Consider the following 23927-nt stretch of genomic DNA (forward strand, 5'->3'; position numbering starts at 1 on the left):
CATCTCTCTAGAATTGGACGGCGCCGCTGAGCGAGAAGCGATCGCTTGTCGGCAGATGGTCGTCACGATGCTGGCGGCCCCATTCCAGCGTCAGGCTGGCGTTGGTCGCGTCGCCCGCCAGCGCGGTGCCGACCTTCAGGCCAAGCCCGTATGACGCGCCGACGATGTTGGCCGTCTCGAGCGCGGTCGGCATTTCGAGATGGACCTGGCCGACAGCGCCGAACACGTAGGGCGACAACGAAACGATGCCGCCAGTGAACGGCACGTACCAGGGTGAGGACAGCTCGCCGCGCAGCACATAGCCGGCATCGCCCTGCAGCGCGCCCGCGTCGAAGCTCGACAGACCGTTCGTCCCGACCAGCCCGATCTGTTCGGACTGCAGCAGCGGCTTGCCAAACGAGGTTTGCGCGCGGGCGTAGAGATCGAGGCCGAGATGGGTGGCCAGCGGCTGGCTGTAGCTGGCCGAGACCTCCAGTTTCTGGAACGCCGCGTTTGCACCCTGGCGCGACAGGGGCAGCAGCGGCGTCGCATCGGCGGCCGAGCGCGCGCCGAGCCCGTCAATACCGAACGAGGCCACGACATTGCCGATGAAGACGCCGCCAAGCGGTGTGAACCAGATGCCGTCGAGACCGAGCCGGGCAATGCGCAGCCGGTCCTCGGCGATCGGCAGCGAAATCGGCGTCACCGCGTCGAGCGTGTCGTTCTGCACGTCGAAGGACAGTTCGGTGCTGATCGTAAGCGCACGGCTGCGGATCCAGGGATAGCGAAGCCGCGCCGAATAACGCTCGAAGGCGCTGCCGAAGCCGAGCGTGCCGGGCTCGGCTGTCGGATTGGCCCGCGTGCGGCTGGCTTCCAGATTGAATGTCAGCCCGTCATGGCCGATCGGCACGACGATGCCCGCGGCATAGTTGCGATTGCGTGGGCCATCCGTGAACAGGCCACTCTCGCCGCCATCGGGGTAGCCGCCTGCCCTGACATAGACGAGTTCGCCGAGGCCGAGCAATGAGTTGGAATCGACGCCGACGCCCGTAGACCAGCGCTGCAACGACGGCGATAGCGAGTTGTCCCCGGTCGCCTGGCCGCCGATCGGGCGATATTTGCCATCGATGACCAGCACGCTGGCGCCTTTGGCTGTTCCGGCCTGCAAGGTTGAGCGCAGCCGGGCCCCGGGCGTATCGCCAGCCAGCAGCAGCTTGCGTTCGATCGCCGACAGCTTGATGCTCTTTTGTCCAACGAGCGGCGCCAGCGTTGCCTCGACCCGCCCGCGTATGAGCTCGGGCAGATTGCTGGTGTCGATCCGTTCGAGAAAGCCGTCGACGACGACCAGCCGGAGCCCTGCGCCGTCGTTGAGCTTCTGCGCCGGCAGCACCACCCGCACCAGCGCATAGCCGGCCCGTCCATATTCGGTTTCGAGTTTTCGCGCCGCGGCAAAGATTTCCGCCGCCGTCACCGTGCGGTGCGCAAGGCCGGCAACGATCTTGCGTGTTGCGTCAGCCATGTCGGGCAAGCCGCCTTCGACCCTGACATCCCCGAGCTTGACCTTGAGCTTCCTGGCGCCCGCCGGCGCCTCGAGGCCCTCACCTTCGGGAATGGAAACACCTGCCGTGTTGGCTGCCGGCGGCGGCCGAAAGCTGGGCGGCGTGATCTGGCTGGCTGTCTGGGCAAACGCGCCGGCTTGAAGCCACAGGCACGCCGAGACGGCAAACAGGATCAACCATCCCTCACGGGCTGCCAGCCCGCCGAAAACTGGGTGACAGTCGTTATCCCTGCCAACCGCGATCTTGCTTGTATACTTCACTCAATCACTCGTCCTTCGAGGTATAATTCGGCAAAGCTTCGCCACCGCGCGAGATTTAATCGCTCGTTAATTGGCTTCTGCTTTCGAACTCACTTCCGGGAAGGCGTGCCCCCGCCGCTCGGATGTCGCGGAAACTATGCCCGGCTCTGGTGAACGTCAATTCAACGGGCGGCCCTCCGGCTGACTATTATTGGGAGGGGTTTTCCAAGCCATAGCAATCGGTTAGCGGATCCCATGAACCGGTCGTGGCCGGCCCATGTTCGGGTTGGGCTTGCTCTTCGCATTTGGTGCCTCTGGACACAGCTATCGAAGGCTGGAAAATGTGGACGCGACTCCGCTGTTGGAGTTAACTCGGAACATGAGGAGGATGGCGCTGAATCTGGAAGACATTGCCGGCCATCCGGCCCTGCATCGCTGTGTCCAGGCACAGTCGTTGGCGCTGATCAACATCTATGAAACGAGCCCGCGACTGGCTTCCATTTTCGCCACGCAGCAGCGTTGGCTGATGGGTCATGTCGGCCTTGCCATGCATTTCAGGCGCGATCCGCACGACCGCCGCAAGGAGCTGACGGTATCGCGTTTCATCGAGTTCGTACACCAGCACGCGGTGGCCAGCCGCAACACGGCGGACGCTTTCATCAAGGAGATGCTGCACTATCATGTCGCCGAGTATGTTTCGGGTGGCGACGGGCGCACGCACCCTTTGCAGCCAACGGCGGCAACCGTGCAGACTTTCACCGGCTGGGTCCTTGCCCATCTGCAGACGCTGGATCATCTCGACGGTGGCAACCGGCTGGCCAGGTTCCTGGAGCGGCCCGACATGGTTGTCAGGCTGCAGCCTCTGGTGGCGGACGGCCTGCTTGCCTCCAAGCCGGTGCGCGAGCCCAACCAGACTTTTTCCCTGTTCATCTGGCTCAACAATGGCGGCATCGTCATGGACTGGCTGATGTCGGGCATCGACCCCGATCATGCCGGCCTGGACCGGATTCCGACCAGCGTGGTTTCGATCGGAGATTTCGCCAGATGGCTCAAGCTGTCGCGGACCCACCTCGCCCGCAAGCTGCGCGCTGCCGAGGAACTCGGCAGCATCGGCTGGCTCGGCCAGCGCGGCCATTCGGTGATGTGGGTATCGAACACTTTCTACCAGGAGTACATGACCGTCCAGGCCGCTAAGCTGGCCATTGTCGATGCGGCCTTCGACGCCTGTTTTCCAGCTCCGGAAGACCGCTGAAGGATCGGCGCGATCGATATCTGCCCGGGCCGTGAACATTGTCTACTGGCGATCATAACCTGTTATAGAGCGGGCGCGTCTGGACACGGGCCTTGAAGGCTGAAAATGTGATCTGCGTCTTCGCGTGGGGGGCTTGACGCACGGGGGGAGAATGGCGCTGACCTTGGACCATATTGCCGGTCACCCGGCATTGCATCGCTGTGTCCGTGCCCAGGCGCAGGCGCTTATCCAGACCTACGAGACGAACCCGAGGCTTGCCTCGATATTTGCCACCCAGCAGCGTTGGCTGATGGCGCATATCGGCCTTGCCCTGCATTTCAGACGGGAGCCCGATGACACCGCAAGCAGTTGACGGCGGCGCGTTTCATCGACGTCATCCGGGAGAATTCCGTCGCCAGCCGCAACACCGCCGACGCCTTGCTCAAGGAGATGTTGCACTACAATTTCATCGAGCACCTCTCGGCAGCTCAGGATGGCCGCATCCGCCCCATACAGCCTACAGTGAACACGCTGGACACGCTCGCCGGCTGGATGATGGCTCATCTGCACACACTGGACAGTCTCGACGGCGCGAACCGTCTGGCAACGTTTCTGGAGCGGCCCTATGCGCTCGCCAGGGTGCAACCGCTGGTGGCTGACGGGCTGATCTCCTCCAGTCCCGTGCGCGAGCCCAAGCAGACCTTTTCGCTGTTCACCTGGCTTAACAATGGCGGCGTCGTCATGGACTGGCTGATATCGGGCGTCGATCCCGACCATGCCGGCCTCGCTGCAATACCGACTGGCGTCGTCTCGATCGGCGATTTCGCCAAATGGCTCAAGCTGTCGCGAACCCACCTGGCACGCAAACTGCGGGATGCCGAAGACCTCGGCAGCGTTGGCTGGCTTGGCCAGCGCGGCAATTCGGTGATGTGGGTGTCGGGCGATTTCTACCGGGAGTACATGACCGCCCAGGCCGTCAAGCTGGCTATCATCGATGCCGCGTTCGTCAAGGCCTTTGACTCGCCAGCAGGCAGCTGACCGGTGGGCATCCCCCGTGCGGGATGCCCAAGCCGGCGAGCCCTTCAGTCGATGTCGAACGACACGCCCTGGGCGAGCGGCAGCGCCTTGGAATAGTTCACCGTGTTGGTGGCGCGCCGCATATAGGCCTTCCATGCGTCGGAGCCGCTCTCGCGGCCGCCGCCGGTTTCCTTTTCGCCGCCAAAGGCACCGCCGATCTCGGCGCCCGAGGTTCCGATGTTGACATTGGCAATGCCGCAATCCGATCCGTCGACACCCAGGAAACGCTCGGATTCCTGCAGGTCTCGGGTGAAGATCGACGAGGACAGGCCTGCCCCCACGGCATTGTGCTCTTCGAGCACCACGTCGAAATCCGAATATTTCATCACGTAGAGGATCGGCGCGAAGGTCTCTTCCGTCACCGGGGATACCTGGCTTGGCATTTCGACCAGCGCCGGGTGCACGTAGTAGGCATCGGGGTGGCCGTTCTCGACCCGCGTGCCGCCGGTCACCTTGCCGTCATGGGCGGCGGCTTCCTTCAGCGCCTTCTGCATGGCATCGAAGGCCGCCTTGTCGATCAGCGGCCCGACCAGCGAGGAGGTCTCCAGCGGATTGCCGACAGACACACTCTCGTAGGCCTTTTTGAGGCGCGGAACCAAGGCGTCGTAGACGCTGTCATGCACGAACAGGCGCCGCAGCGTCGTGCAGCGCTGGCCGGCCGTGCCCATCGCTCCAAAGGCAATCGCGCGCAGCGCCATGTCGAGATCGGCGGTCGGGCAGACGATGCCTGCATTGTTCCCGCCGAGTTCCAGCACCGCGCGCGCAAAGCGCTTGGCCAGCCGCGGACCGACGTCGCGGCCCATGCGGGTCGAGCCGGTCGCCGAAACCAGCGGCACTCTGGGGTGATCGACCAGGATCTCGCCGACGGCGCGATCGCCGATCAGCACCGGCGCCAGGCCATCAGGTGCGTCCGCGCCGAAGCGCTTGACCGCACGTTTGAAGATGGCTTCGCAAGCAAGTGCGGTCAGCGGCGTCTTTTCCGACGGCTTCCACACCACAGCGTCGCCGCAGACCAGCGCCAGGGCGGCATTCCACGACCACACAGCCACCGGGAAATTGAAGGCGGAAATGACGCCGACGACGCCGAGCGGATGCCAGGTTTCCATCATTCGATGGCCTGGGCGCTCGGTGGCGATGGTCAGGCCGTACAATTGCCGGGAGAGGCCTACGGCGAAATCACAGATGTCGATCATCTCCTGCACTTCGCCGAGCCCCTCGGACGGGATCTTGCCGACCTCGATCGAGACCAGCCGGCCAAGCTCGGCCTTGTGCGTACGCAGCTCCTCGCCGAGCAGCCGCACCAGTTCGCCACGCCGCGGGCCTGGCACCATGCGCCAGGCCTGGAAGGCCTTGTGCGCGGCATCGATCACCTTGGCCGCGTCAGCCGGTGAGATCGTCTTCAGCGCCGCGATCTGCTCGCCCGTCACCGGGCTGCGCACGATCAGGTCGCCGCCGGCCAGCGTCTCCTTGGCCACACCCAGTTTCGCCAGCAGTTCGGTCGTTTCCTTGCCTATCGTCATTCTTGTCCCTTTCAGATCCAGTCGCTCATAATGCATGTCGCCCAAAAGTGCCCAGCGGTTTTGGGACAACGACATGCACAAAAGGCACGCCGGTCAAAGCCTGGCGCCATGCTGCCCGCGTGCACAAAGGCACCTAAGGCACGATCATCGCGTGGCATTACTCGGTTCAAGGGAAAATCACCACCCCGGCATGGTCTAAGCCCAAACTGCACGATTGAGCCAGATGGCGCTCAGTTTGCCTTCTTGGCCGCTGGGCGTACCGCACCGTCCTTGATCAGCCGGTCGATATGCATGCGGATATGGGCAGCTTCCGCCGCCGTGTTCGCAAGCGCTATGGCGCGGTCGAAGGCGACGCGCGCCTCGTCGCCCCGGTCGAGCTGCATCAAGAGGCCGCCCTTGAGGCCGAAAAAATGGAAATAGCCGGAAAGCCGTTCTTCCAGCGGCTCGATCATGGCGAGCGCCTCTGCCGGTCCACGCACCTTCGAGACCGCGACGGCCCGGTTGAGCGTGACCACCGGCGACGGCTGCATCTGCTCGAGCAAGCGATAGAGCAGGTCGATCTCGTTCCAGTCGGTGTCCTCGGCCTTTTCGGCCCGCGCATGCAGCGCGGCAATCGCCGCTTGCACCTGGTAAGGACCGGGCTTGCGATGGCGCAGCGCCTTGTCGACCAGCGCCAGCCCCTCATCGATCATCTTGCGGCTCCACAGGCTGCGATCCTGGTCTTCGAGCAGCACGATCTCGCCGCTCCCGTCGAAACGGGCCGGTGCGCGCGCATGCTGCAGAAGCAACAGCGCCGTCAGCCCCATGATCTCCGGCTCGGTCTGAAACAGCCGCAGCAACAGCCGTGCCAGCCGGATCGCCTCCTCGCACAGCGGTGCGCGGGCCGGCGCCTCGCCGCTGTTGGTCGAATAGCCCTCGTTGAAGACCAAGTAGACCATGGCGGCGACGGCGGCGAGCCGTTCCGACCGCTCGACCGCGCCCGGCGTCTCGAACGGCACGCCGGCGTCCGCAATGCGCGCCTTGGCGCGAGTGATGCGCTGCTCCATGGCACTTTCGCCAACCAGGAAGGCGCGCGCGATCTGCTTGACCGTAAGACCGGAGACGATGCGCAGCGCCACCGCGATCTGCTGCGTTGCCGGGAGATCAGGATGGCAGCAGATGAACAGCAGCCGCAATATGTCGTCGCGGTAGTGCGCCCCGTCCAGCCGCTCGGCGATATCGCTCTCGGCGTCTTCCAGATCGGAAACCTGGTCTTCCTCCGGCATCGGCGCCTGCTTGGCGCGCTTGCGCACCGCATCGATGCCGCTGTTGCGACCGACGAAGATCAACCAGGCCGCCGGGTCGCGCGGCGGCCCGTTCTGCGGCCAGTTCTTCAGCGCCCTGAGGCACGCGTCCTGGAAAGCTTCCTCCGCCGTATCGAGATCGCGGAAATAACGCAGCAGCGCACCCATGGCCTGCGGGCGGGCGGCGCTGATCGCGGAGCTTATCCAGGCCATTTCGGTCATGCGGAAACCCTTGTTGGGTTAAAGACCGAAACCGGCCGGATTTCATACGACCCACCGCTCGGGTTGACCTCGGAAAGCTCGCGGGCGAACTCCACCGCCTCGTCGAGATCAGCGCATTCGAGCGTGTAGAAGCCGAGAAACTGTTCCTTGGTCTCGGCGAACGGCCCATCGATGACGACCGATTCACCCTTGACCTTTCTCAGGGTCGTCGCGGCGGTCGTCGGCAGAAGCCGTGCCACCGGGCCAAGCCGGCCGGCCTTGGCATATTTTTCCTGAACGCCGAGGATATTGGCCATGACCTCGTCGTCCTGTGCCTTGCTCCAGGAGCAGACGACATCTTCGGAAGCATAGCAGAGGATTGCGTAGAGCATGGCTGGTCCTTTTCTCTGTCAAAGGACGAAACAGTAAGACCGATCCCGACACCACGTCGATAAAAAAATCCAGATGTGGCGGATTTGGCCACGGCCGGCCGCGCTGGTCAGCTTTCTCGCGGTTTCAGCCATCGCAGCACGAGAGCTTCCTCGTCATCGAGACCATCGATTGAGCGTTTGCGTTTGTTGGCTTGCGCCATTTCATTCAGCAACCGCCCCTCGGACCACGCTTCGAAGACCCGCGGGTGGATATAGCATTTGCGGCAGACGGCACGCGTATTGCCCAGCCGCTCGGCAACCTTGTCGATAACGCTGTTCATCGCCCTGTTTCGCTGCGCCCGGCTTTGCGGCAGTTCCGTTTGGGCAAACAGCGACGCGGCGTGAATGGTGCCGCCCCAGGTGCGGAAATGCTTCGAACTGAAGGCGTCACCGACCGCCTCACGGATATAGCGGTTGACGTCCTCGGAGCGGACCGGCCGCCTGTTGCCGTCCTCATCGAGATACTGGAACAGCTTCTGGCCTGGCAGGTCCTGTGCGCCGCGCACAATCCTGGCGATGCGGCGGTCGACCAGCTTCAGCTTCCACTCCTTGCCCGACTTGCCCTTGAAGGCAAAGCGCAGACTTGAACCGACAATATCCACATGCCGGTCGCGCAACGTGGTCAACCCGAAACTCTTGTTGTCACGGGCGTAGGCGGCATTGCCGACGCGGATCATCGTGTTGTCGAGCAGCCAGACGACCGCGGCGACGACACGCTCGAACGGCAGGCCACGACGGCGCAGATCGCTGTCGATCCTGTGCCGCAGGTCCGGCAGGCTCTCGGCGAAAGCAACCAGGCTCGAATATTTGGCACCATCGCGCTCTTCGGCCCATTGCGGATGATAGCGGTATTGCTTGCGTCCGCGCTGGTCCCTGCCGGTTGCCTGGATATGGCCGTCCGCGTCCGGCGAAATCCACACATCCCTCCAGGCCGGCGGAATGACGATCGCCTCGATGCGGGCCCTGGTAGTGTCCGAAACTGTCCCTCCGTCCGGTCCCTGGTAGGAAAACCCCTTGCCTGTTTTCAGCCGCCGGATACCGGGCTCAGCATCACTGACATAGCTAAGCGACGCATGGTCGGCCGAGCTTTGTGCCCCGTTTTTGGGCGCGCCATCTGGCGACACAGCATCCTGGCCAGCCGGTCGGCTGGGCGACAATCCGGATTTTTGCAACATGTCGGCTCCACGCGAATTCCGTAGATAAGCCACTGGCCGACCGCTGGTTCCACGCGCCGTCCGAAAAGCGTCTCGCGCCGATATCGTGTTGGCTGGCGCCTACAGAGCGCCTTCCAGCTTGATCGGCGGCGCGGACAAACGCCGCCGCGCCGCGAGCTTGAACCTGTAGCGCAGGCAGCGCCAAGCTTCTGAGCGCCGCTTTGGCGCGGCCGCGGCTACCGCCAGGAAGCGCGCCGCGGTGCCCAGATCGCCGCGCGCATAGTGGACCCGGGCGATCTTGAGGGCGACAAGGCCTTCCCTGGCCTTGAGGGCCGACAACGGGATGTTGCAGTCGGTGAGTGTGCGCAGTTCCCGGCGCCAGTCCAGGAAGCGCCGCACCGGGTTGATGGCAAAGCGGTCATCGGAACGTACCGGCGAAACCTCGTAGACCATGACAGGTTGCGAAACCATGGCGAGCGATGCCTTGCTCATCAGCCGTGCCCAGAACAGCGCGTCCTCGTCATAGGCCATTCCGATCGGGAACCGCGTCTCGCCGATCAGGGTCCGCGATGCCAGAACGCTGCCCACGGCGACCGAACGTATGTCGCCTTTGACATAGGCCGAAGCATTTGCCAGGCACGCAGCCTGGTAGCCGTTCGGCATCTTGATCTGCCGGTCCTGGCCGTTCACCCGTCGCCGGTAGGCACCGACGATCATGTCGGCCTCCGGCTGCTCCCGGGCCTTGCGGAGCAGTGCGCGCAACCCGCCCCGCAGATGCAGGTCGTCGGCATCGATCAGGTAGACCCAGGAATAGACCGCTTCGGCCAGCGCCAAATTGCGGGCACCGCCTGCATCGCGGCATTTGGCCGACAGCACGCGCAGCGGCAACGACAGTTGTGCCGCGGCCTCCCGCGCGATGGTTGCCGTCCCATCGGTCGACGCGTCGTCGACCAGCAAGATCTCGCCGATGATCTCGGCCTCGCTGCGTAGCGACGCCAGCGTTGCAGCGATGGTCGCCGCCGCGTTACAGGCAGGAATGACGACGCTGATTGCTCTCAATTACAAAACCTCGCGCCATGCGCTTGAGGATACAACTATCGTCACCCCGAAACGAATACAGACTAGCGGCGGCATCGGTATTTGAGAAGCAGTCTTGTCCATCCCGAATTGCAGCGCAAATACCTGCGTGTACGACCTGCTTCAGGCTCTTTCGAGCACGACCGGAATGACGTCGACAGCTTGCTCGCCAACCTGTCCCCCCGTGGTCTTGAGCACGCCGACGATCGGCGCCACGTCCGAATAGTCGCGGCCGTGGCCGACGGTGATATGGTCGTTGCTGGCCCGCATGCCGTTGGTCGGATCGAATTCCTGCCAGCCTGCATCGCGCCCGCACCAGACCTTGACCCAGGCATGCATGGCATCGGCGCCTTCCAGCCGGGGCTTGCCCTTCGGCGGGATGGTGCGCAAGAAGCCGCTGACATAGCCGGCCGGAATACCGAGCCCGCGCAGGCCGGCGATCATGATGTGCGAAAAGTCCTGGCAGACGCCGCGCTTCAACTTGAAGGCATCACTGGCCCGGGTCCGCACCGTTGTCGCTTCGCCGTCATAGGTGAAATCGCGATAGATGCGATTGCACAGGCTCATGACCGTGCCGGCGGCAGAGCCGGCGATGCTGTCGCGTGCGTAAGCGGTGATCGCATCGTCGATGCCGGCATGGGTGCTGGACGTCAGGAAATGGTGCGGTGCATCAGGTGCCAGAGACCGCACCGCGGCGAGCTCCTGCCTCAGCCGGGCGATATCGGGCGACACGTCGAGCCCGGGCTCGGGCCGAGACACCGACACGCGGGCGCTCATCCTGATGTCGAGCGCGTCATGCGCGTCGCGAAAGGCGATCGAGGTGACGTTGTTGCCGAAGAAATCGGAAAAGTCGGAACGCTCGTTGGGTGCCGGCGCAAAGGACAGGGATGCGGCGATGACACGCTGCACGCCTGACATCGTCGACGGCAGTACGCGCACCTGATGACGACCGCCGCCGGCCGCCGCAGCGTAATCGTAATGCAGATGAAGCCTGATGTCGTAGAGCATGCTTTATCCGAAATAGGCTTTGGCGAGGCTGTTGTAGAGGCCGCCGATTTCATAGGCGAGGTCGTCCAGCGCCTTTGCCGTCATGTCCGAAGGCTCCTTGATGGCAATCTGGGTGTTGAGCTGCAGGATTTCCTTCGCCGCCGGCGACATTTGCCCCTCCCCGCCGAGCGACGGCAACAGGCCGATTTCGGCCTTCAGCCTTTCAAGTTGGAACAGGATGGAGCGCGGGTTAAGCGGATCGAGCGCCAGCAGGTCGATCACCGTGCGCCGACCGGCCTGCACCGGATATTGGCGGCGATGGGTCATCACGCTGTCGCCGATTTCCAGCATCATGTCGAGCGCGCCGTCCGGCGCCTTGGCGCTGGTCAGCCGCGACAGCGTGCGGGAGATCTGGATACCGCGCTCCAGCCGGCGGCCAATCTCGAGGAAGCGCCAGCCGGCGAAGCGGTACATGTTCTCGTGCAGCAGGCCGGAAAAGCCGGCGAGCTTACGCAGGATGACTGTCATCGCCCGGGTCGCGTCGTCGCCGGGCGCGACCGTCGTTGCGAACTGATGGATGGTTTTCGACAGGTCCTTCAGCGCCAGCCAGCCATCGGGCGAGAAGCGGTCGCGGATCTGCCCGGCACTGTAGACCGCGCTATCCAGCGTGCCGATCAGCCCTGACGGGATCGCCGTCTCCACATCGATGCCGAAAGGTTCGAGATAATCCCTGATGTCGGCGAGCAGCGGCATATCCGGGTCGGAGGTTTCGGCCAGCCGCACATGGTAGGCGCGCAGGATGCGCACCGTGTCTTCCGAGCGCTCGATATAGCGGCCGAGCCAGGTCAGGTTTTCCGCCGCGCGACTGGGCAGGCTGCCGGGCCTGGTGCGGCTGAAACTGTCGCCTTCTTGCGGTAGCAGCGTCTCGCGCTCCACCGGTTTGTCGCTGACAACCCAGACATCCGCCGCCTGGCCGCCACGCTGCATGGCGATCGCCGTCGGGTCGAGCGACAGGCCGATACGGGCAAAACCGCCCGGCATCACCGTCCAGCCCTCCGGCGTTCGCGCCAGGTAGACGCGCAGGCTCGCTGGCCGCGGCTCCAGCCAGCCGCCGACATAGACGGGCGTCGTCGAAAGCGTCACCGCTTCCTGGCCGACGAAATCGCCGCCATCACGTTCAATGCGCGCCACCAGTTCCGCCCGCTCCCCGGCCGACAGAGCCGAGCCTAGCTTCGTTGAATCGTCGTCCTCGAAGGCAAGCCTCGTCGACAGCGCCGGCCCGATCACCATGCGATCGATATTGGCCAGCACATGCGCGCGCTCGGTAGCTTGCCCGCACCACCATGTCGCGACACTTGGCAGCAGCAATTCCTCGCCACGCAAGGCCCGTGAAATCTTGGGCAGGAAGGCAAGCAGCGCGCGCGTCTCCATCAGGCCGGAGCCCAGCGCATTGACGGTAGCAACCGCGCCCTGGCGGATCGCCTCGACCAGGCCCGGCGTTCCGATCTGCGAATCCGGGCGCAGTTCGAGCGGGTCGGCGAAAGCGGCGTCGAGCCGCCGCCACAACACGCTGATCGGCATCAGGCCGGAAACCGTGCGCACCATCAGCCGGCTGCCGGAGACGGTCAAATCCTCGCCTTCGAGCAGCATGATGCCGAGGTAGCGGGCGATGTAGGCGTGTTCGTAATAGGTTTCGTTGAGCGGCCCCGGCGTCAGGATGGCGACGCGGCCGTCGGTCTCCTTGGCCATGCCGATCAACGCATCGCGAAAACGGCGGAAAAAGCCGGCAAGGCGGTGCACATGCATCTCGCCATAGATGTCGGACAGCGCGCGTGTGGTGGCGACGCGGTTTTCCAGTGCGAAACCGGCGCCGGACGGCGCCTGCGTGCGATCGCCCAGCACCCACCACTGGCCGTCAGGTCCACGGCCGAGCTCGAAGGCGCAGAAATGCAGGAAGTGGCCGCCGGCCGGCCTGGTGCCGACGACAGGCCGCAAATATTCGGGGCTGGCGGCGATCAATCCCGCCGGCAGGATACCTTTCTCGACCAGCCGGTTCGGCCCGTAGATATCGGCGATGGTTTCCTCGAACAGTTCGGCGCGCTGCACGAGGCCGGCGCTGATCGCCGCCCACTCGCTCTCCTCGATGAGAACCGGGACATGCGCCAGCGGCCATTCGCGCTCATTGGCACCGGCCTTGTCATAGACGCGGTAATAAACGCCGGCATCGCGCAGATACTGGTCGGCGCGGGCAAAGCGCTGGCCGAGCTTTTCAGCGCCAAGTTCCTCGAGCGCCTCGACAAAATGCTTCCAGGCCGGGCGAGGATTGCCTGACGCATCGACCATCTCGTCGACGACGCCGTCGATCGGCTGGTAGTGCTCCAGCAGGCTGTGGGTCCGCGGCTTGCCGTGTCCTCTCTTGTGATTCCCCTTTGCCATCGCTGATCAGAGTCTTGCCGGCCGCCGAAGGTCAAGGGTCATCGGGAAATCTTCCGCCGGTTGTTCTTCACGGATCACATAGGCGGATGGCGTATGGCCGCGCGGTTCGAAGCGGGCGAGCCGCCGAGCTTCCGCCTCGTTGCCATTGACCGGAAAGGTGTCGTAATTGCGCCCGCCGGGATGGGCGACATGATAGACGCAGCCGCCGACCGCACGTCCCGACCAGCGGTCATAGATGTCGAAGACCAGTGGCGTGTTGACCGGCAGCGCCGGATGCAGGCCCGATGCCGGCTGCCAGGCCTTGAAGCGGACACCCGCCACCGCCACTTCGCGATTGTCAGTGACCTTCATCGGCACGATGCGGCCGTTGCAGACGACTGCGTGGCGCTCCGGGTTCAGCCCTTCGGTCTTGACCTGCAGCCGTTCGACCGAGGAATCGACGAAGCGCACGGTGCCGCCGATCGCGCCTTGCTCGCCCATCACATGCCACGGCTCCAGCGCCTGGCGCAGCTCCAGCTTGATGCCGGCATGCTGAACCTCGCCGCAGAACGGGAAGCGGAATTCGAGCTGGGCGTCGAACCATTCGGGCCTGAATTCGAAGCCGTTGAGCTTGAGGTCGTCGAGCACGTCGAGGAAATCGGCCCAGACATGATGCGGCAGCATGAAGCGGTCGTGCAGCGATGTGCCCCAGCGCACGAAACGGCCGTCGAGCGGGCTTTTCCACGCGCGGGCAATGATCGCCCTGACAAGCAGTTGCTGCGCGAGGCTCATGCGTGCATTGGGCGGCATCTCGAAGCCGCGGAATTCGACCAGCCCCAGCCGACCGGTCGGTCCGTCCGGCGAAAACAGCTTGTCGATGCAGATTTCCGAACGATGCGTATTGCCGGTGACGTCGGTCAACAAATTGCGGAACAGCCGGTCGACCAGCCATGGCAAGGGTGCGTTGCCCTGGTCTGGATGCGGCACCTGCGCCATCGCGATCTCAAGCTCGTAGAGCGAGTCGTGACGCGCTTCGTCGAAGCGTGGCGCCTGGCTGGTCGGCCCGATGAACAGGCCAGAGAACAGATAGGACAGCGACGGATGGCGCTGCCATTGCAGCACCAGGCTCTTCAACAGGTCCGGCCTTCGCAGGAACGGGCTGTCATTGGGTGTCGCACCGCCGACCACGACATGGTTGCCGCCGCCGGTGCCGGTGTGGCGCCCATCGATCATGAACTTGTCGGCGCCAAGCCGTGTCTGCCGCGCTTCCTCATAGATCGCCGTCGTCGTCGCCACGCAATCCTGCCAGTTGGAAGCAGGATGGATGTTGACCTCGATGACGCCGGGATCAGGCGCAACGCGGATGACGTTGAGGCGCGGATCGTGAGGCGGGCCGTAGCCCTCGATATGCACGGGAAGGCCGATCGCCTTTGCCGCGTTCTCGGCCGCCGCGACCAGTTCGAGATAGTCTTCCAGCGCCTCGACAGGCGGCATGAACACGCACAGCCGCCCGTCGCGCGGTTCGACCGAAAGCGCGGTGCGCACAGCGCCGCCAATCTCGGTGATCTCCTGCTCGACCCGCTCCTGCTGGCCGGTCGCAGCGGTGAACGATGCCGCCTGCTGGCGGCGCGCCATCTCGTCGGCGCCTTCGAGTTCGGCTGGAGTCGGTCCGGCCAGTATGGCTTCACGCGCGGGCAGCGGGCCGCGTGGTAGCGACGGGTCGACCGGCACGATATAGGGGAATTGCTCGGGCGGCACATAGGGCAACGTGCCGAGCGGCAGCCGGTAGCCGACCGGTGAATCGCCTGGCACCAGGAACAGCCGGCCGCGCCGCGTCTTCCATTTTTCCGAGCGCCAGCGCGGATCCGATGCCTGGCTGTTCCAGCGCTGGACGGGCAGCACATAGCCGGACGGTTTGGTCAGCCCGCGTTCGAACACTTTCGCCATGCGGCTGCGTTCTTCCGGATCCTCCAGCCTGGAGTTGGACGGATCGACATTGTCGGGCAGCTTGCCTTCCTTGAGCAGCCATTCGGCCGGATCCTCATAGGCTTCGCTGACCATGGCCTTGTCGATGCCGAGTTCGCCGGCAATCGCGGTGAGCAGGCTTTCGGCCTGCTTCGGGCCGATATCGGCCTCGCTCTTTTCGCGTGCGATCAGCGACGGATCGCTCCACACCGGCTGGCCGTCGGCACGCCAGTAGAGCGAAAAGGTCCAGCGCGGCAGGCTTTCGCCCGGATACCATTTGCCCTGGCCGTAATGGAGAAAGCCGCCGGGCGCGAAGCGCTCGCGCAGTTTACGGATCAGTTCGTCCGCCTTTTCACGCTTGGTGGGACCGACGGCGGCGGTGTTCCACTCGGCCGACTCGAAATCGTCGATCGACACGAAAGTCGGCTCGCCGCCCATCGTCAGCCGCACGTCGCCGGCAGCAAGCGCTGCATCGACCTTGTTGCCCAACGCGTCGAGCGCCTGCCAGCTTTCGTCCGAAAACGGCTTGGTGATGCGCGGATGCTCGGCGATGCGGTCGACCCGCATCTCGAAGCCGAATTCGACATTGGCGAAGCTCGCCATGCCGGAAATCGGGGCCGCGTTGCGGAAATGCGGCGTGGCGGCCAGCGGCACATGGCTCTCGCCGGTGAGCAGGCCCGAGGTCGGATCGAAGCCTATCCAGCCGGCGCCGGGAAGATAGACCTCGCACCACGCATGCAGATCGGTGAAGTCTGTCGCCGTTCCCGGCGGACCGTCCAGCGCCACCAGATCGGGCTTCAACTGGACCAGATAGCCGGAAACGAAGCGTGCCGCGATACCGAGATTGCGTAGGATCTGCACCAGCAGCCAGCTCGAATCCCGGCAAGACCCCTTTTTCGCGGCCAAGGTCTCTTCCGGCGAGAACACCCCGGTTTCCATGCGCACGATATAGGCAATCTCGCGCTGCAGCCGCGCATTGAGGTCGACCAGGAAATTGACGGTGTTGGCTGCGCTGCGATCGATGGTCTTCAGCAGCGCCGACAGCAGCGGTCCCGCCGGTTCCGGGGTGCGATAGATGGCGAGATCGTCGCGGATTTCTTCCGGATACTCGAACGGAAACGCCTCGGCCGACGGCTCGACGAAGAAATCAAACGGGTTGTAGACCGTCATGTCGGCGACGAGGTCGACCTCGATCTTCAACTCCGTCACCGGCTCCGGAAAGACGAAGCGGGCGAGGAAATTGCCGTAAGGATCCTGCTGCAGATTGACGAAATGGTTCGCCGGCTCGACCTTGAGCGAATGACTGAGCACCTTGGTGCGGGAATGCGGCGCCGGCTGCAGCCTGATGATCTGGGGCCCGAGAACCACCGGCCGGTCATATTTGTAATGGGTCAGGTGATAGACGGCTGCCAGAATTGCCATGAAGCCCCGGAATTCAGCGTTTCAACGATTTCGCCGAACCCTGACACATCAGGCCGCCATTCTCCAAGCAGAGATGTTGCGGTGCACCTAATTTAAGCAACGGTTGCCGGCTCAGAAAAACGCCTGTATCCCCGTCTGCGCCCTTCCCAGGATCAGCGCATGCACGTCATGCGTGCCTTCATAGGTGTTGACCGTCTCCAGGTTCTGCGCGTGGCGCATGACGTGGTAGCCGATCTGGATGCCGTTACCGCCATGCATGTCGCGGGCCTGGCGGGCGATGTCGAGCGCCTTGCCGCAATTGTTGCGCTTGACGATCGAGATCATTTCCGGCGCCATCTTGCCTTCATCGAGCAACCGCCCGACGCGCAATGATGCCTGCAGCCCAAGCGCGATCTCGGTCTGCATATCCGCCAGCTTCTTCTGGTAGAGCTGCGTTCCGGCCAGCGGCTTGCCGAACTGCTTGCGGTCGAGCCCGTATTGGCGGGCGCGGTGCCAGCAATCCTCGGCGGCGCCCATCGAGCCCCAGGAAATGCCGAAGCGAGCCCGGTTGAGGCATCCGAACGGTCCGCCAAGGCCCTTTGCGTTGGGCAGCAGCGCGTCCTCGCCGACCTCCACGCCTTCCATCACCACTTCGCCGGTGATCGACGCCCGCAGCGACAGCTTGCCGCCGATCTTCGGCGCCGAAAGCCCCTCCATGCCCTTTTCCAGCACGAAGCCACGGATCTCGTCCTTGCCGTTCTCGCCCTTCAGCTTCGCCCAGACGACGAACACGTCGGCGACCGGCGCGTTGGAAATCCACATCTTCGAACCGGACAGCTTGTAGCCGTTGGCTGTCCTCTCGGCGCGTGTCTTCATGCCGCCCGGATCGGAGCCGGCATCCGGCTCGGTCAGGCCGAAACAGCCGATCCACTCGCCGCTGGCAAGCTTGGGCAGGTACTTCTTGCGCTGCTCGTCCGAGCCATAGGCGTAGATCGGATACATCACCAGAGACGACTGCACTGACATCATCGAACGATAGCCGGAATCGACGCGCTCCACCTCGCGCGCCACCAGCCCGTAGGTCACATAATTAGCGCCAAGCCCGCCGAACTCCTCGGGGATATTGATGCCGAGCAGGCCGGCCTCGCCCATTTCGCGGAAGATCGCGGTGTCGAAAGTCTCGTTGAGGTAGGCGTCCTCGATCCGCGGCGCCAGTCTGTCGGCGGCGAAGGCCGCCGCACCGTCGCGCACCATGCGCTCGTCTTCCGAAAGCTGGCCCTCGATCAGGAACGGATCTTCCCAGACGAATGCATTCTTGTCGGCGGCCATGGCGTTCTCCCAACCAAGTGCATGTCGCTCAAAACGATGACATGCATGAAGCAAAATCTTGGCCCGTTCTATCGGCCTGCGCCTCGAAAAAATCAAACGAAATTGATTCACCGATCAATGAGCTATAGGAATGGATCATGAGTGTCCAACGCCGCCTTTTGCCCAACATAAGCGCCCTTGCCGCCTTCGAGGCTGTGGCCCGGCTGGGCAGTTTCACCGCCGCCGCCCAGGAACTCGATCTGACCCAGGGCGCGGTCAGTCGGCAGGTCAGGCTTCTTGAAGATCAATTCGGCCGCCGGCTGTTCGAACGCGACAGCCGCAATGTCAGGCTGTCGACATCGGGCGAAATCTACGCCGAGGCGGTGCGTTCGGCACTTGGGCAATTGCGTGATGCAGCCCTTGGATTGATGAGCAATCGGCATAGTGGCATCCTGAACCTTGCCATTCTGCCGACCTTCGGCACGCGCTGGCTGATGCCGATGATCCCCGATTTCGTCGAAAACAATCCCGATATCACCATCAATTTCGTCACCCGCATCGGCCGCTTCGACTTCGCCAGGGAGAGGCTGGATGCCGCCATCCACTATGGCCTGCCGGACTGGCCTGAGGCCGACTCGACACTGTTGGTGCGCGAAACGGTGGCGCCGGTCGTGTCGCCCGAATTCCTCGCCGGCCGCGCCATCGCCACACCGGCCGATATCGGCCGGTTGCCGCTGCTGCATATGGCGACGCGCCCTGGCGCGTGGACGGAATGGTTCGAGCATCAGGGCCTGAGCGCACCGACGGGGCCCGGCATGCAGTTCGAGCAGTTCGGCACCGCCGCCCAGGCCTGCATGGCGGGGCTCGGTGTGGCGCTGCTACCGCTGATCCTCATTGCAGGCGAATTGCAGCGCGGCCAATTGGTGCCGGCGCCAGGCCAGCCCATGCAAAGCCGCAGCGCCTACTATCTCGTCGTCCCACACGACAAGCGCGGCCATCCGCCAGTCGCCAGTTTTCGCGACTGGCTGCTGGGCCAGGTCGAGAAGGAGCCGGCCGTTCTGGCGTGGTAACTACTTCCGCTTCAGCGCATCCGCCAGCGCCGCGCCGAACGCGCCTTGCTGTGCCGGCCGCTCCGGCTGGCGCTGAGGCGCCGGCGAACGCGGTGCCGGCCTGCCGCCTCCGGTATCGCGCGGCCCACCTTTCGACGCGCCCCCTTCGCCACCATCCTTGCGCATGGATAGCGCGATGCGCTTGCGCTTGATGTCGACATCAACGACGCGCACCTTCACCACATCGCCGGCCTTGACCACCTCGTGCGCGTCCTTGATGAACCGGTCGGCCAGCTGAGAGACATGCACCAGCCCGTCCTGATGGACACCGATGTCGACGAAGGCGCCGAAGGCGGCGACATTGGTGACGGTGCCTTCCAGCAGCATGCCGGGCTTCAGATCCTTGATATCGTCGATGCCGTCGGCAAACGTCGCCGTCTTGAAGCCCGGACGTGGGTCGCGGCCCGGCTTTTCCAGCTCTGCCAGGATATCGCGTACCGTTGGCAGGCCGAAACGCTCATCGACGAAAACGCGCGGATCGAGCGCCTTGAGTGCTGCACTGTCGCCCATCAACGACCGCACATCGCGCCCGCAGGCGGCGACGATCTTCTTGGCCACGCCATAGGCCTCCGGATGCACCGACGAGGCATCGAGCGGCTCGCTGCCATTGGCAATGCGCAGGAAGCCGGCGGATTGTTCGAATGCGCGAGGTCCGAGCCGCGGCACCTTGAGCAGGTCTTTGCGGCTGGCGAAGGGGCCGGTCGCATCGCGATGCGCGACGATCGCGTCGGCCAGCGACGCGCCGAGACCTGAAACGCGCGCCAGCAGCGGCGCCGAGGCGGTGTTGAGATCGACGCCGACGGCGTTGACCGCGTCTTCCACCACCGCTTCCAGCGAGCGGCCGAGACGGTACTGGTCGACATCATGCTGGTACTGGCCGACGCCGATCGATTTGGGTTCGATCTTGACCAATTCGGCCAGCGGATCCTGCAGCCGCCGGGCGATCGAGACGGCGCCGCGCAACGACACGTCGAGGCCGGGGAATTCCGCCGCCGCCGTCGCCGATGCCGAATAGACAGAGGCGCCGGCCTCGCTGACGATCACTTTCAAGGGCTTCGGCCCGCCATCCGCCGGCATGTCGGACAGCATGTCGGCGACCAGCTTTTCCGTCTCGCGGCTGCCGGTGCCGTTGCCGATCGAGATCAGCTCGACCTTGTGCAGGCGGATGAGCTTGGCGAGTTCGGCCTGGGTGCCGCGCACATCGTTCCTCGGCGGAAACGGATAGACTGTCGTTGTTGTCAGCACCTTGCCGGTGCCGTCGACCACCGCCACCTTGACGCCGGTGCGGATGCCGGGGTCGAGCCCCATCGTCGCGCGCGAGCCGGCGGGCGCCGCCAGCAGTAAATCCTTCAAATTGCGGGCAAAGACATGGATCGCCTCTTCCTCGGCTCGCTCGCGCAGATCGCGCATCAAATCGAGTGTCAGGTGCAGTGACAGTTTTATACGCCAGGTCCAGCCGGCGACGTCCATCAGCCAGCGGTCGCCGGGCAGGCTGCCGCCGATGGCATAGGCATTGGCGATCATCCGCTCGACCGGCTTCACCGGCGAGGTGTCATCGGCATCGACCTCGATGTCGAGCGACAGCACTTCCTCGTTGCGGCCGCGCAGCATCGCCAGCGCGCGGTGGCTCGGCACATTTGTCCAGCGCTCGACATGGTCGAAATAATCGGAGAACTTCGCGCCGGCCTCCTGCTTGCCGTCGACCACCCTGGCCCGCATGAAGGCGCGCTCCTTCATGTAGCTGCGCAATTTTCCGACCAGATCGGCATTCTCGGCGAATTGTTCCGACAGGATGTCGCGCGCCCCTTCGAGCGCCGCCTTGGTATCGGCCACCTCTTCGCTGACATAGGCCAGCGCCAGTTCGGCAGGCACCAATGAGCGGTTCGCCAAGATGGCCTCGGCCAGCGGCCCCAGCCCGCGTTCCCTGGCGATCTCGGCCTTGGTCCGGCGCTTGGGCTTGTAGGGCAGGTAGATATCTTCCAGCTCAGCCTTGGTGGTGGCGGCGACGATCTTGCCTTCAAGCTCCTCGGTCAGCTTACCCTGTTCGCGGATCGAGCCAAGGATGGTGTCGCGGCGCGCGTCGAGCTCGCGCAGATAGGCAAGCCGTTCGGCAAGATTGCGCAATTGCGTGTCGTCCAGGCCGCCGGTGACTTCCTTGCGGTAGCGCGCCACGAACGGCACTGTCGCGCCCTCATCGAGCAGTTCGATCGCCGCGGCCGCCTGTTCGGGCCGCGCGCTGATCTCGGCCGCGATGATGGCTGCAATGCGCTTGATGTCGGATGCCATGTCGTACCTGCTCTCACCCAAAGAGCGGCGACCATAGGCGCAGACGTCCGGCCCGCCAACCGCCGCGCTTTGATCAGCCCGGCGGGTCCACAGGAAAGCGTGCGCTAATGTGGCGGCTCGGGCCCAGTCTAGACCATGCGGCTCAGCGCCTCGAAGAAGGCGACGATCTCGACATCGAGCGGATCGTCGACCGGCTCGGGCTGCGACGACATCTTGGCGATCACCACTTCGGTCCTGGGATCGACATACAGCCACTGACCATGGATGCCGATGCCGCAATAGGCGCCGCTCGGCAAACCGGTCTGGTACCATTTGTTGCGGTAACGACCTTTGGGAAACAGTGGCAGCATCGCACCGCGCTGCCAGGCGTCCGCACTGCCGCCGGTGCTGGTCGTGTCGCGTACCCACACCTCGGGCACGATGCGGCGGCCATTGGCCACCCCGCCTTGCCGCATCATCTCGCCGACACGCGCCAGGTCGCGCGGCGTCACCGAAATGCCGCCGGCCGTGCGCGCCGTGCCTTCCATGTCGACGCCGATCGAGGCTTCGCTGACAGCGCCGAGCGGCAGCCACAGCTTCTCGCGCATCAGGTCGGCAAAACGCTGGCCCGACGCACGCTCGAGCAGCAGGCCGAGCAGGTCGGAATTCGGCGAGCGGTAGCGGAAGGTCTGGCCATGCGGCTCTGCAAGGCGTTGCAAGGTCAAAATGAATTCGCGCAGGCTCTCCGTGCCGCCGCCCGGATTCCACAACGTGGCGCGACGATAGCGGGCGAAAGCGCTCTCCGGATCGAGATAGGCCTCCTCGAAATCGAGGCTGACGCTCATGTCGAGCACATGCCGCACGCTCGCATCGCCATAGGCAGAGCCGGCGGCTTCAGGGATGTAGGCCGTCACAGGCGCTTCCGGGTCGAACATCCCCTCGCCTTGCAATATGCCGGCGATGATGGCTGTCACCGACTTGCTGATCGAGAAGATGATGTGGCGGGCGCCGAAATCCATATGCGGGGCGAACCAGTCGCCGACGATCTTGCCGCCTTTCATCACCGTCAGTGCGTCGGTGCTCGAACGTGCGAGAAATTCAGCCACCGTCTCCGGTGTGCCGGCGATCGCGACCTTTCCGCCGAGTAGGCCGCCCATATCGCGAACGGGGGTTTCGACAACGCCCGACGTCGCCGCCACGCGGGCGGTCGGCACCAGTTCGTCGAGATTCTGGAACGACCACCGGTTGAACGGGTTCTCGCGCCAGTTGGCGAGCACCACCTGGTTGCGCCGGAAGCCATAGCGGGTCTCGAACACGGTCTTGCCGGTCATGGCGTTTCCTTCCGGGTCGTTTCTTCTTTGTGGGGCTCAGCGAAGTGCCGTGGCGATAGCGTGCACGGCCTTCAGCGTCGCTATGGAATAGCCACCATTGGCGAAATCCGGCCAGGTCGAAAGCTTCACCACGACCATTCCGGTGTTCCAGTCGATATGGATCATCTGACCGAACACGCCGCGGCACATCAGTGCGCGCGAGCGCGGGTCCTCGATCCAGAACTGGTTGCGATAGCTGCCCTCCGGCAGGCTGGGGCTGAAGTCCGGCCCATGCCTGCCGTTGCGCGTCGCCTCGACCCAGCCGGACGGCACGACGCCGCCACCATTGTCGAGGATCAGCTGGCCGAAGCGGCCATAGTCGCGCAGCGTCGCGTTGAAGCCACCGTCGGCCACCGCATAGCCGGCGCTGTCGACCGTGAAGCAGGCGCTTTCATCAGCGCCGAGCTTTTGCCAGAGTTCTTCCGAAACCAGCTGCGGAAGCCGTTTGCCCGTCACCCGTTCCATGATGAAGGCAAGCACGTCGGTCTCGATCGAGCGGTATTCGAATTGGGCACCGTGCGGGCGGATCGTTTCCTTCAAGCCCAGGATCAGCTCGAACATGTGCGATGGCCAGCGAAAGGCCGGATCGCTGCCCGGCGGCACCGGCTTCCAGCCGGTGGCGACATCGACCTGGCCAATGTCCGAATAGCGGTCGGTGTACTCCTCGGAGAAGCGGACGCCGCTGGTCATGTCGAGCACATGCTGCACACTGGCGCCGGCCCAGCCGGTAACGCCGAGCTCCGGCAGGTAGTCCGTTACCGGTCTGGCCGGATCGATCAGGCCGCGCCCAACCAGTATGCCGAACACCGAACCGGTAAGGGACTTCGCCATTGACTGCGACAGGTGCAGCGTGCGCTCATCCATGCCGTTGAAGTAGCGCTCATAGGCGACCTTGCCGTCCTTGAGCACCAGGAAGCCGTCCGTATAGGTCTCGTCGAGCAGCCCGGCGAGCGTCGTCGGCGCGCCTGTGCTGTCCTCGACCGTCAGCCCGTCGAGATCGGCCTCGGCGCGTTCGAAGCGGTGGCGATGGCCATTGCCGCGCCAGACTTCGGCGGTCGGCAGAATTTCACGGATGTTCTGGAACGCCCAGCGGTTCCACGGCGGCCGGTCCCAGTCGAGCTTCGGCGGTACCATGGCGGGCGGCGAGCCCTGCATGATCGGCGGCCGCGGATCGGAATTGCGATAGGAGTCCATGACGGCCGAGTCCTTTGAACATGAAAACGGACCCGGGGGGGGGGGCCGCCCGGGGCGGGGGCACCCCGTTTTTTTTTGGACAAGGGGCCAAAGGTTGTGTTAATAATTGTGGTTTAAAAAAAAGACGCGGGCGCCCCTAATGCAGGGGTTTAAATGGGGGGG

General features: G+C 64.3%; 16 protein-coding genes and 1 pseudogene. 4 read left to right on the forward strand and 13 right to left on the reverse strand.

Translation table 11 applies throughout. The features are described from left to right. Nucleotides 1-7 precede the first annotated feature (7 nt). Complete coding sequence (locus NKH97_RS30290) at nucleotides 8-1798, reverse strand: ShlB/FhaC/HecB family hemolysin secretion/activation protein (protein ID WP_352631620.1); 1791 nt, start codon at nucleotides 1796-1798, stop codon at nucleotides 8-10. A 367-nt stretch (nucleotides 1799-2165) separates the two neighbouring features. On the opposite strand from NKH97_RS30290, the gene NKH97_RS30295 reads away from it, so the two are divergent. Both NKH97_RS30295 and NKH97_RS30300 read left to right on the forward strand, forming a co-directional pair. Then, entirely contained in the window at nucleotides 2166-3029 is an 864-nt protein-coding gene (locus NKH97_RS30295; RefSeq protein WP_164893012.1) for a hypothetical protein, read from the forward strand. A gap of 151 nt (nucleotides 3030-3180) precedes the next feature. After that, nucleotides 3181-4046, forward strand: a pseudogene (locus tag NKH97_RS30300) (hypothetical protein). A 44-nt stretch (nucleotides 4047-4090) separates the two neighbouring features. Here the strand turns inward: NKH97_RS30300 and amaB are convergent. The 5 genes from amaB to NKH97_RS30325 all read right to left on the reverse strand — a co-directional run bounded on the left by amaB (nucleotide 4091) and on the right by NKH97_RS30325 (nucleotide 9724). Beyond that, nucleotides 4091-5605 carry an L-piperidine-6-carboxylate dehydrogenase gene (gene amaB / locus NKH97_RS30305; RefSeq protein WP_502895910.1) on the reverse strand — a complete coding sequence of 505 codons (1515 nt, stop codon included), beginning with the start codon at nucleotides 5603-5605 and terminating at the stop codon, nucleotides 4091-4093. A 230-nt stretch (nucleotides 5606-5835) separates the two neighbouring features. Beyond that, nucleotides 5836-7110: an RNA polymerase sigma factor gene (locus NKH97_RS30310; protein ID WP_352613207.1), complete on the reverse strand. Its 1275-nt coding sequence runs from the start codon at nucleotides 7108-7110 to the stop codon at nucleotides 5836-5838. Continuing rightward, the gene (locus tag NKH97_RS30315; RefSeq protein WP_023809971.1) at nucleotides 7107-7481 is read right to left on the reverse strand and encodes a YciI family protein; all 375 of its coding nucleotides are present in this window, start codon (nucleotides 7479-7481) and stop codon (nucleotides 7107-7109) included. The genes NKH97_RS30310 and NKH97_RS30315 overlap by 4 nt, the downstream gene beginning before the upstream one ends. A gap of 107 nt (nucleotides 7482-7588) precedes the next feature. After that, nucleotides 7589-8695 carry a DNA topoisomerase IB gene (locus NKH97_RS30320; protein WP_023809972.1) on the reverse strand — a complete coding sequence of 369 codons (1107 nt, stop codon included), beginning with the start codon at nucleotides 8693-8695 and terminating at the stop codon, nucleotides 7589-7591. Nucleotides 8696-8794: 99 nt separating this feature from the next. Continuing rightward, nucleotides 8795-9724 carry a glycosyltransferase family 2 protein gene (locus tag NKH97_RS30325; protein WP_352799490.1) on the reverse strand — a complete coding sequence of 310 codons (930 nt, stop codon included), beginning with the start codon at nucleotides 9722-9724 and terminating at the stop codon, nucleotides 8795-8797. On the opposite strand from NKH97_RS30325, the gene NKH97_RS30330 reads away from it, so the two are divergent. Beyond that, nucleotides 9642-9818 (forward strand): hypothetical protein, encoded by a 177-nt coding sequence (locus NKH97_RS30330; RefSeq protein WP_352799492.1) that lies wholly within the window; start codon nucleotides 9642-9644, stop codon nucleotides 9816-9818. The two genes, NKH97_RS30325 and NKH97_RS30330, sit on opposite strands and share 83 nt — an antisense overlap. A gap of 56 nt (nucleotides 9819-9874) precedes the next feature. Here the strand turns inward: NKH97_RS30330 and NKH97_RS30335 are convergent, their stop codons facing one another. From NKH97_RS30335 to NKH97_RS30350, 4 genes are all read right to left on the reverse strand, one after another. Further along, the gene (locus NKH97_RS30335) at nucleotides 9875-10759 is read right to left on the reverse strand and encodes a transglutaminase family protein (protein WP_128304937.1); all 885 of its coding nucleotides are present in this window, start codon (nucleotides 10757-10759) and stop codon (nucleotides 9875-9877) included. 3 nt (nucleotides 10760-10762) lie between these two features. Next, nucleotides 10763-13174: a circularly permuted type 2 ATP-grasp protein gene (locus NKH97_RS30340; RefSeq protein ID WP_352736226.1), complete on the reverse strand. Its 2412-nt coding sequence runs from the start codon at nucleotides 13172-13174 to the stop codon at nucleotides 10763-10765. 6 nt (nucleotides 13175-13180) lie between these two features. Further along, entirely contained in the window at nucleotides 13181-16540 is a 3360-nt protein-coding gene (locus tag NKH97_RS30345) for a transglutaminase family protein (protein WP_352799484.1), read from the reverse strand. A gap of 111 nt (nucleotides 16541-16651) precedes the next feature. Then, the gene (locus NKH97_RS30350) at nucleotides 16652-17848 is read right to left on the reverse strand and encodes an acyl-CoA dehydrogenase (RefSeq protein WP_023809977.1); all 1197 of its coding nucleotides are present in this window, start codon (nucleotides 17846-17848) and stop codon (nucleotides 16652-16654) included. 137 nt (nucleotides 17849-17985) lie between these two features. Between NKH97_RS30350 and NKH97_RS30355 the strand changes: the two genes are divergently transcribed. Beyond that, nucleotides 17986-18897: a LysR family transcriptional regulator gene (locus NKH97_RS30355; RefSeq protein ID WP_128304936.1), complete on the forward strand. Its 912-nt coding sequence runs from the start codon at nucleotides 17986-17988 to the stop codon at nucleotides 18895-18897. On the opposite strand, the gene NKH97_RS30360 is transcribed toward NKH97_RS30355, so the two are convergent. The 3 genes from NKH97_RS30360 to NKH97_RS30370 form a co-directional block, all read right to left on the reverse strand. Further along, the gene (locus NKH97_RS30360) at nucleotides 18898-21222 is read right to left on the reverse strand and encodes a Tex family protein (RefSeq protein WP_352613213.1); all 2325 of its coding nucleotides are present in this window, start codon (nucleotides 21220-21222) and stop codon (nucleotides 18898-18900) included. 128 nt (nucleotides 21223-21350) lie between these two features. Further along, nucleotides 21351-22532, reverse strand: coding sequence for a serine hydrolase domain-containing protein (locus NKH97_RS30365; protein ID WP_352613214.1), 1182 nt, complete (start codon nucleotides 22530-22532; stop codon nucleotides 21351-21353). Nucleotides 22533-22568: 36 nt separating this feature from the next. Beyond that, the gene (locus NKH97_RS30370; RefSeq protein WP_352799487.1) at nucleotides 22569-23765 is read right to left on the reverse strand and encodes a serine hydrolase domain-containing protein; all 1197 of its coding nucleotides are present in this window, start codon (nucleotides 23763-23765) and stop codon (nucleotides 22569-22571) included. Nucleotides 23766-23927 lie beyond the last annotated feature (162 nt).

The organism is Mesorhizobium sp. M0870 (genome assembly GCF_040319775.1).
In the GTDB taxonomy this organism is placed as follows: Bacteria; Pseudomonadota; Alphaproteobacteria; order Rhizobiales; family Rhizobiaceae; genus Mesorhizobium.

Coding starts and splice junctions, on each gene's coding strand:
- NKH97_RS30295 (WP_164893012.1), top strand. CDS start 2,166: ATGGCGCTGAATCTGGAAGACATTGCCGGCCATCCGGCCCTGCATCGC.
- amaB (WP_502895910.1), bottom strand. CDS start 5,605: ATGACGATAGGCAAGGAAACGACCGAACTGCTGGCGAAACTGGGTGTG.
- NKH97_RS30310 (WP_352613207.1), bottom strand. CDS start 7,110: ATGACCGAAATGGCCTGGATAAGCTCCGCGATCAGCGCCGCCCGCCCG.
- NKH97_RS30315 (WP_023809971.1), bottom strand. CDS start 7,481: ATGCTCTACGCAATCCTCTGCTATGCTTCCGAAGATGTCGTCTGCTCC.
- NKH97_RS30320 (WP_023809972.1), bottom strand. CDS start 8,695: ATGTTGCAAAAATCCGGATTGTCGCCCAGCCGACCGGCTGGCCAGGAT.
- NKH97_RS30330 (WP_352799492.1), top strand. CDS start 9,642: ATGATCTCGGCCTCGCTGCGTAGCGACGCCAGCGTTGCAGCGATGGTC.
- NKH97_RS30335 (WP_128304937.1), bottom strand. CDS start 10,759: ATGCTCTACGACATCAGGCTTCATCTGCATTACGATTACGCTGCGGCG.
- NKH97_RS30340 (WP_352736226.1), bottom strand. CDS start 13,174: ATGGCAAAGGGGAATCACAAGAGAGGACACGGCAAGCCGCGGACCCAC.
- NKH97_RS30345 (WP_352799484.1), bottom strand. CDS start 16,540: ATGGCAATTCTGGCAGCCGTCTATCACCTGACCCATTACAAATATGAC.
- NKH97_RS30350 (WP_023809977.1), bottom strand. CDS start 17,848: ATGGCCGCCGACAAGAATGCATTCGTCTGGGAAGATCCGTTCCTGATC.
- NKH97_RS30355 (WP_128304936.1), top strand. CDS start 17,986: ATGAGTGTCCAACGCCGCCTTTTGCCCAACATAAGCGCCCTTGCCGCC.
- NKH97_RS30360 (WP_352613213.1), bottom strand. CDS start 21,222: ATGGCATCCGACATCAAGCGCATTGCAGCCATCATCGCGGCCGAGATC.
- NKH97_RS30365 (WP_352613214.1), bottom strand. CDS start 22,532: ATGACCGGCAAGACCGTGTTCGAGACCCGCTATGGCTTCCGGCGCAAC.
- NKH97_RS30370 (WP_352799487.1), bottom strand. CDS start 23,765: ATGGACTCCTATCGCAATTCCGATCCGCGGCCGCCGATCATGCAGGGC.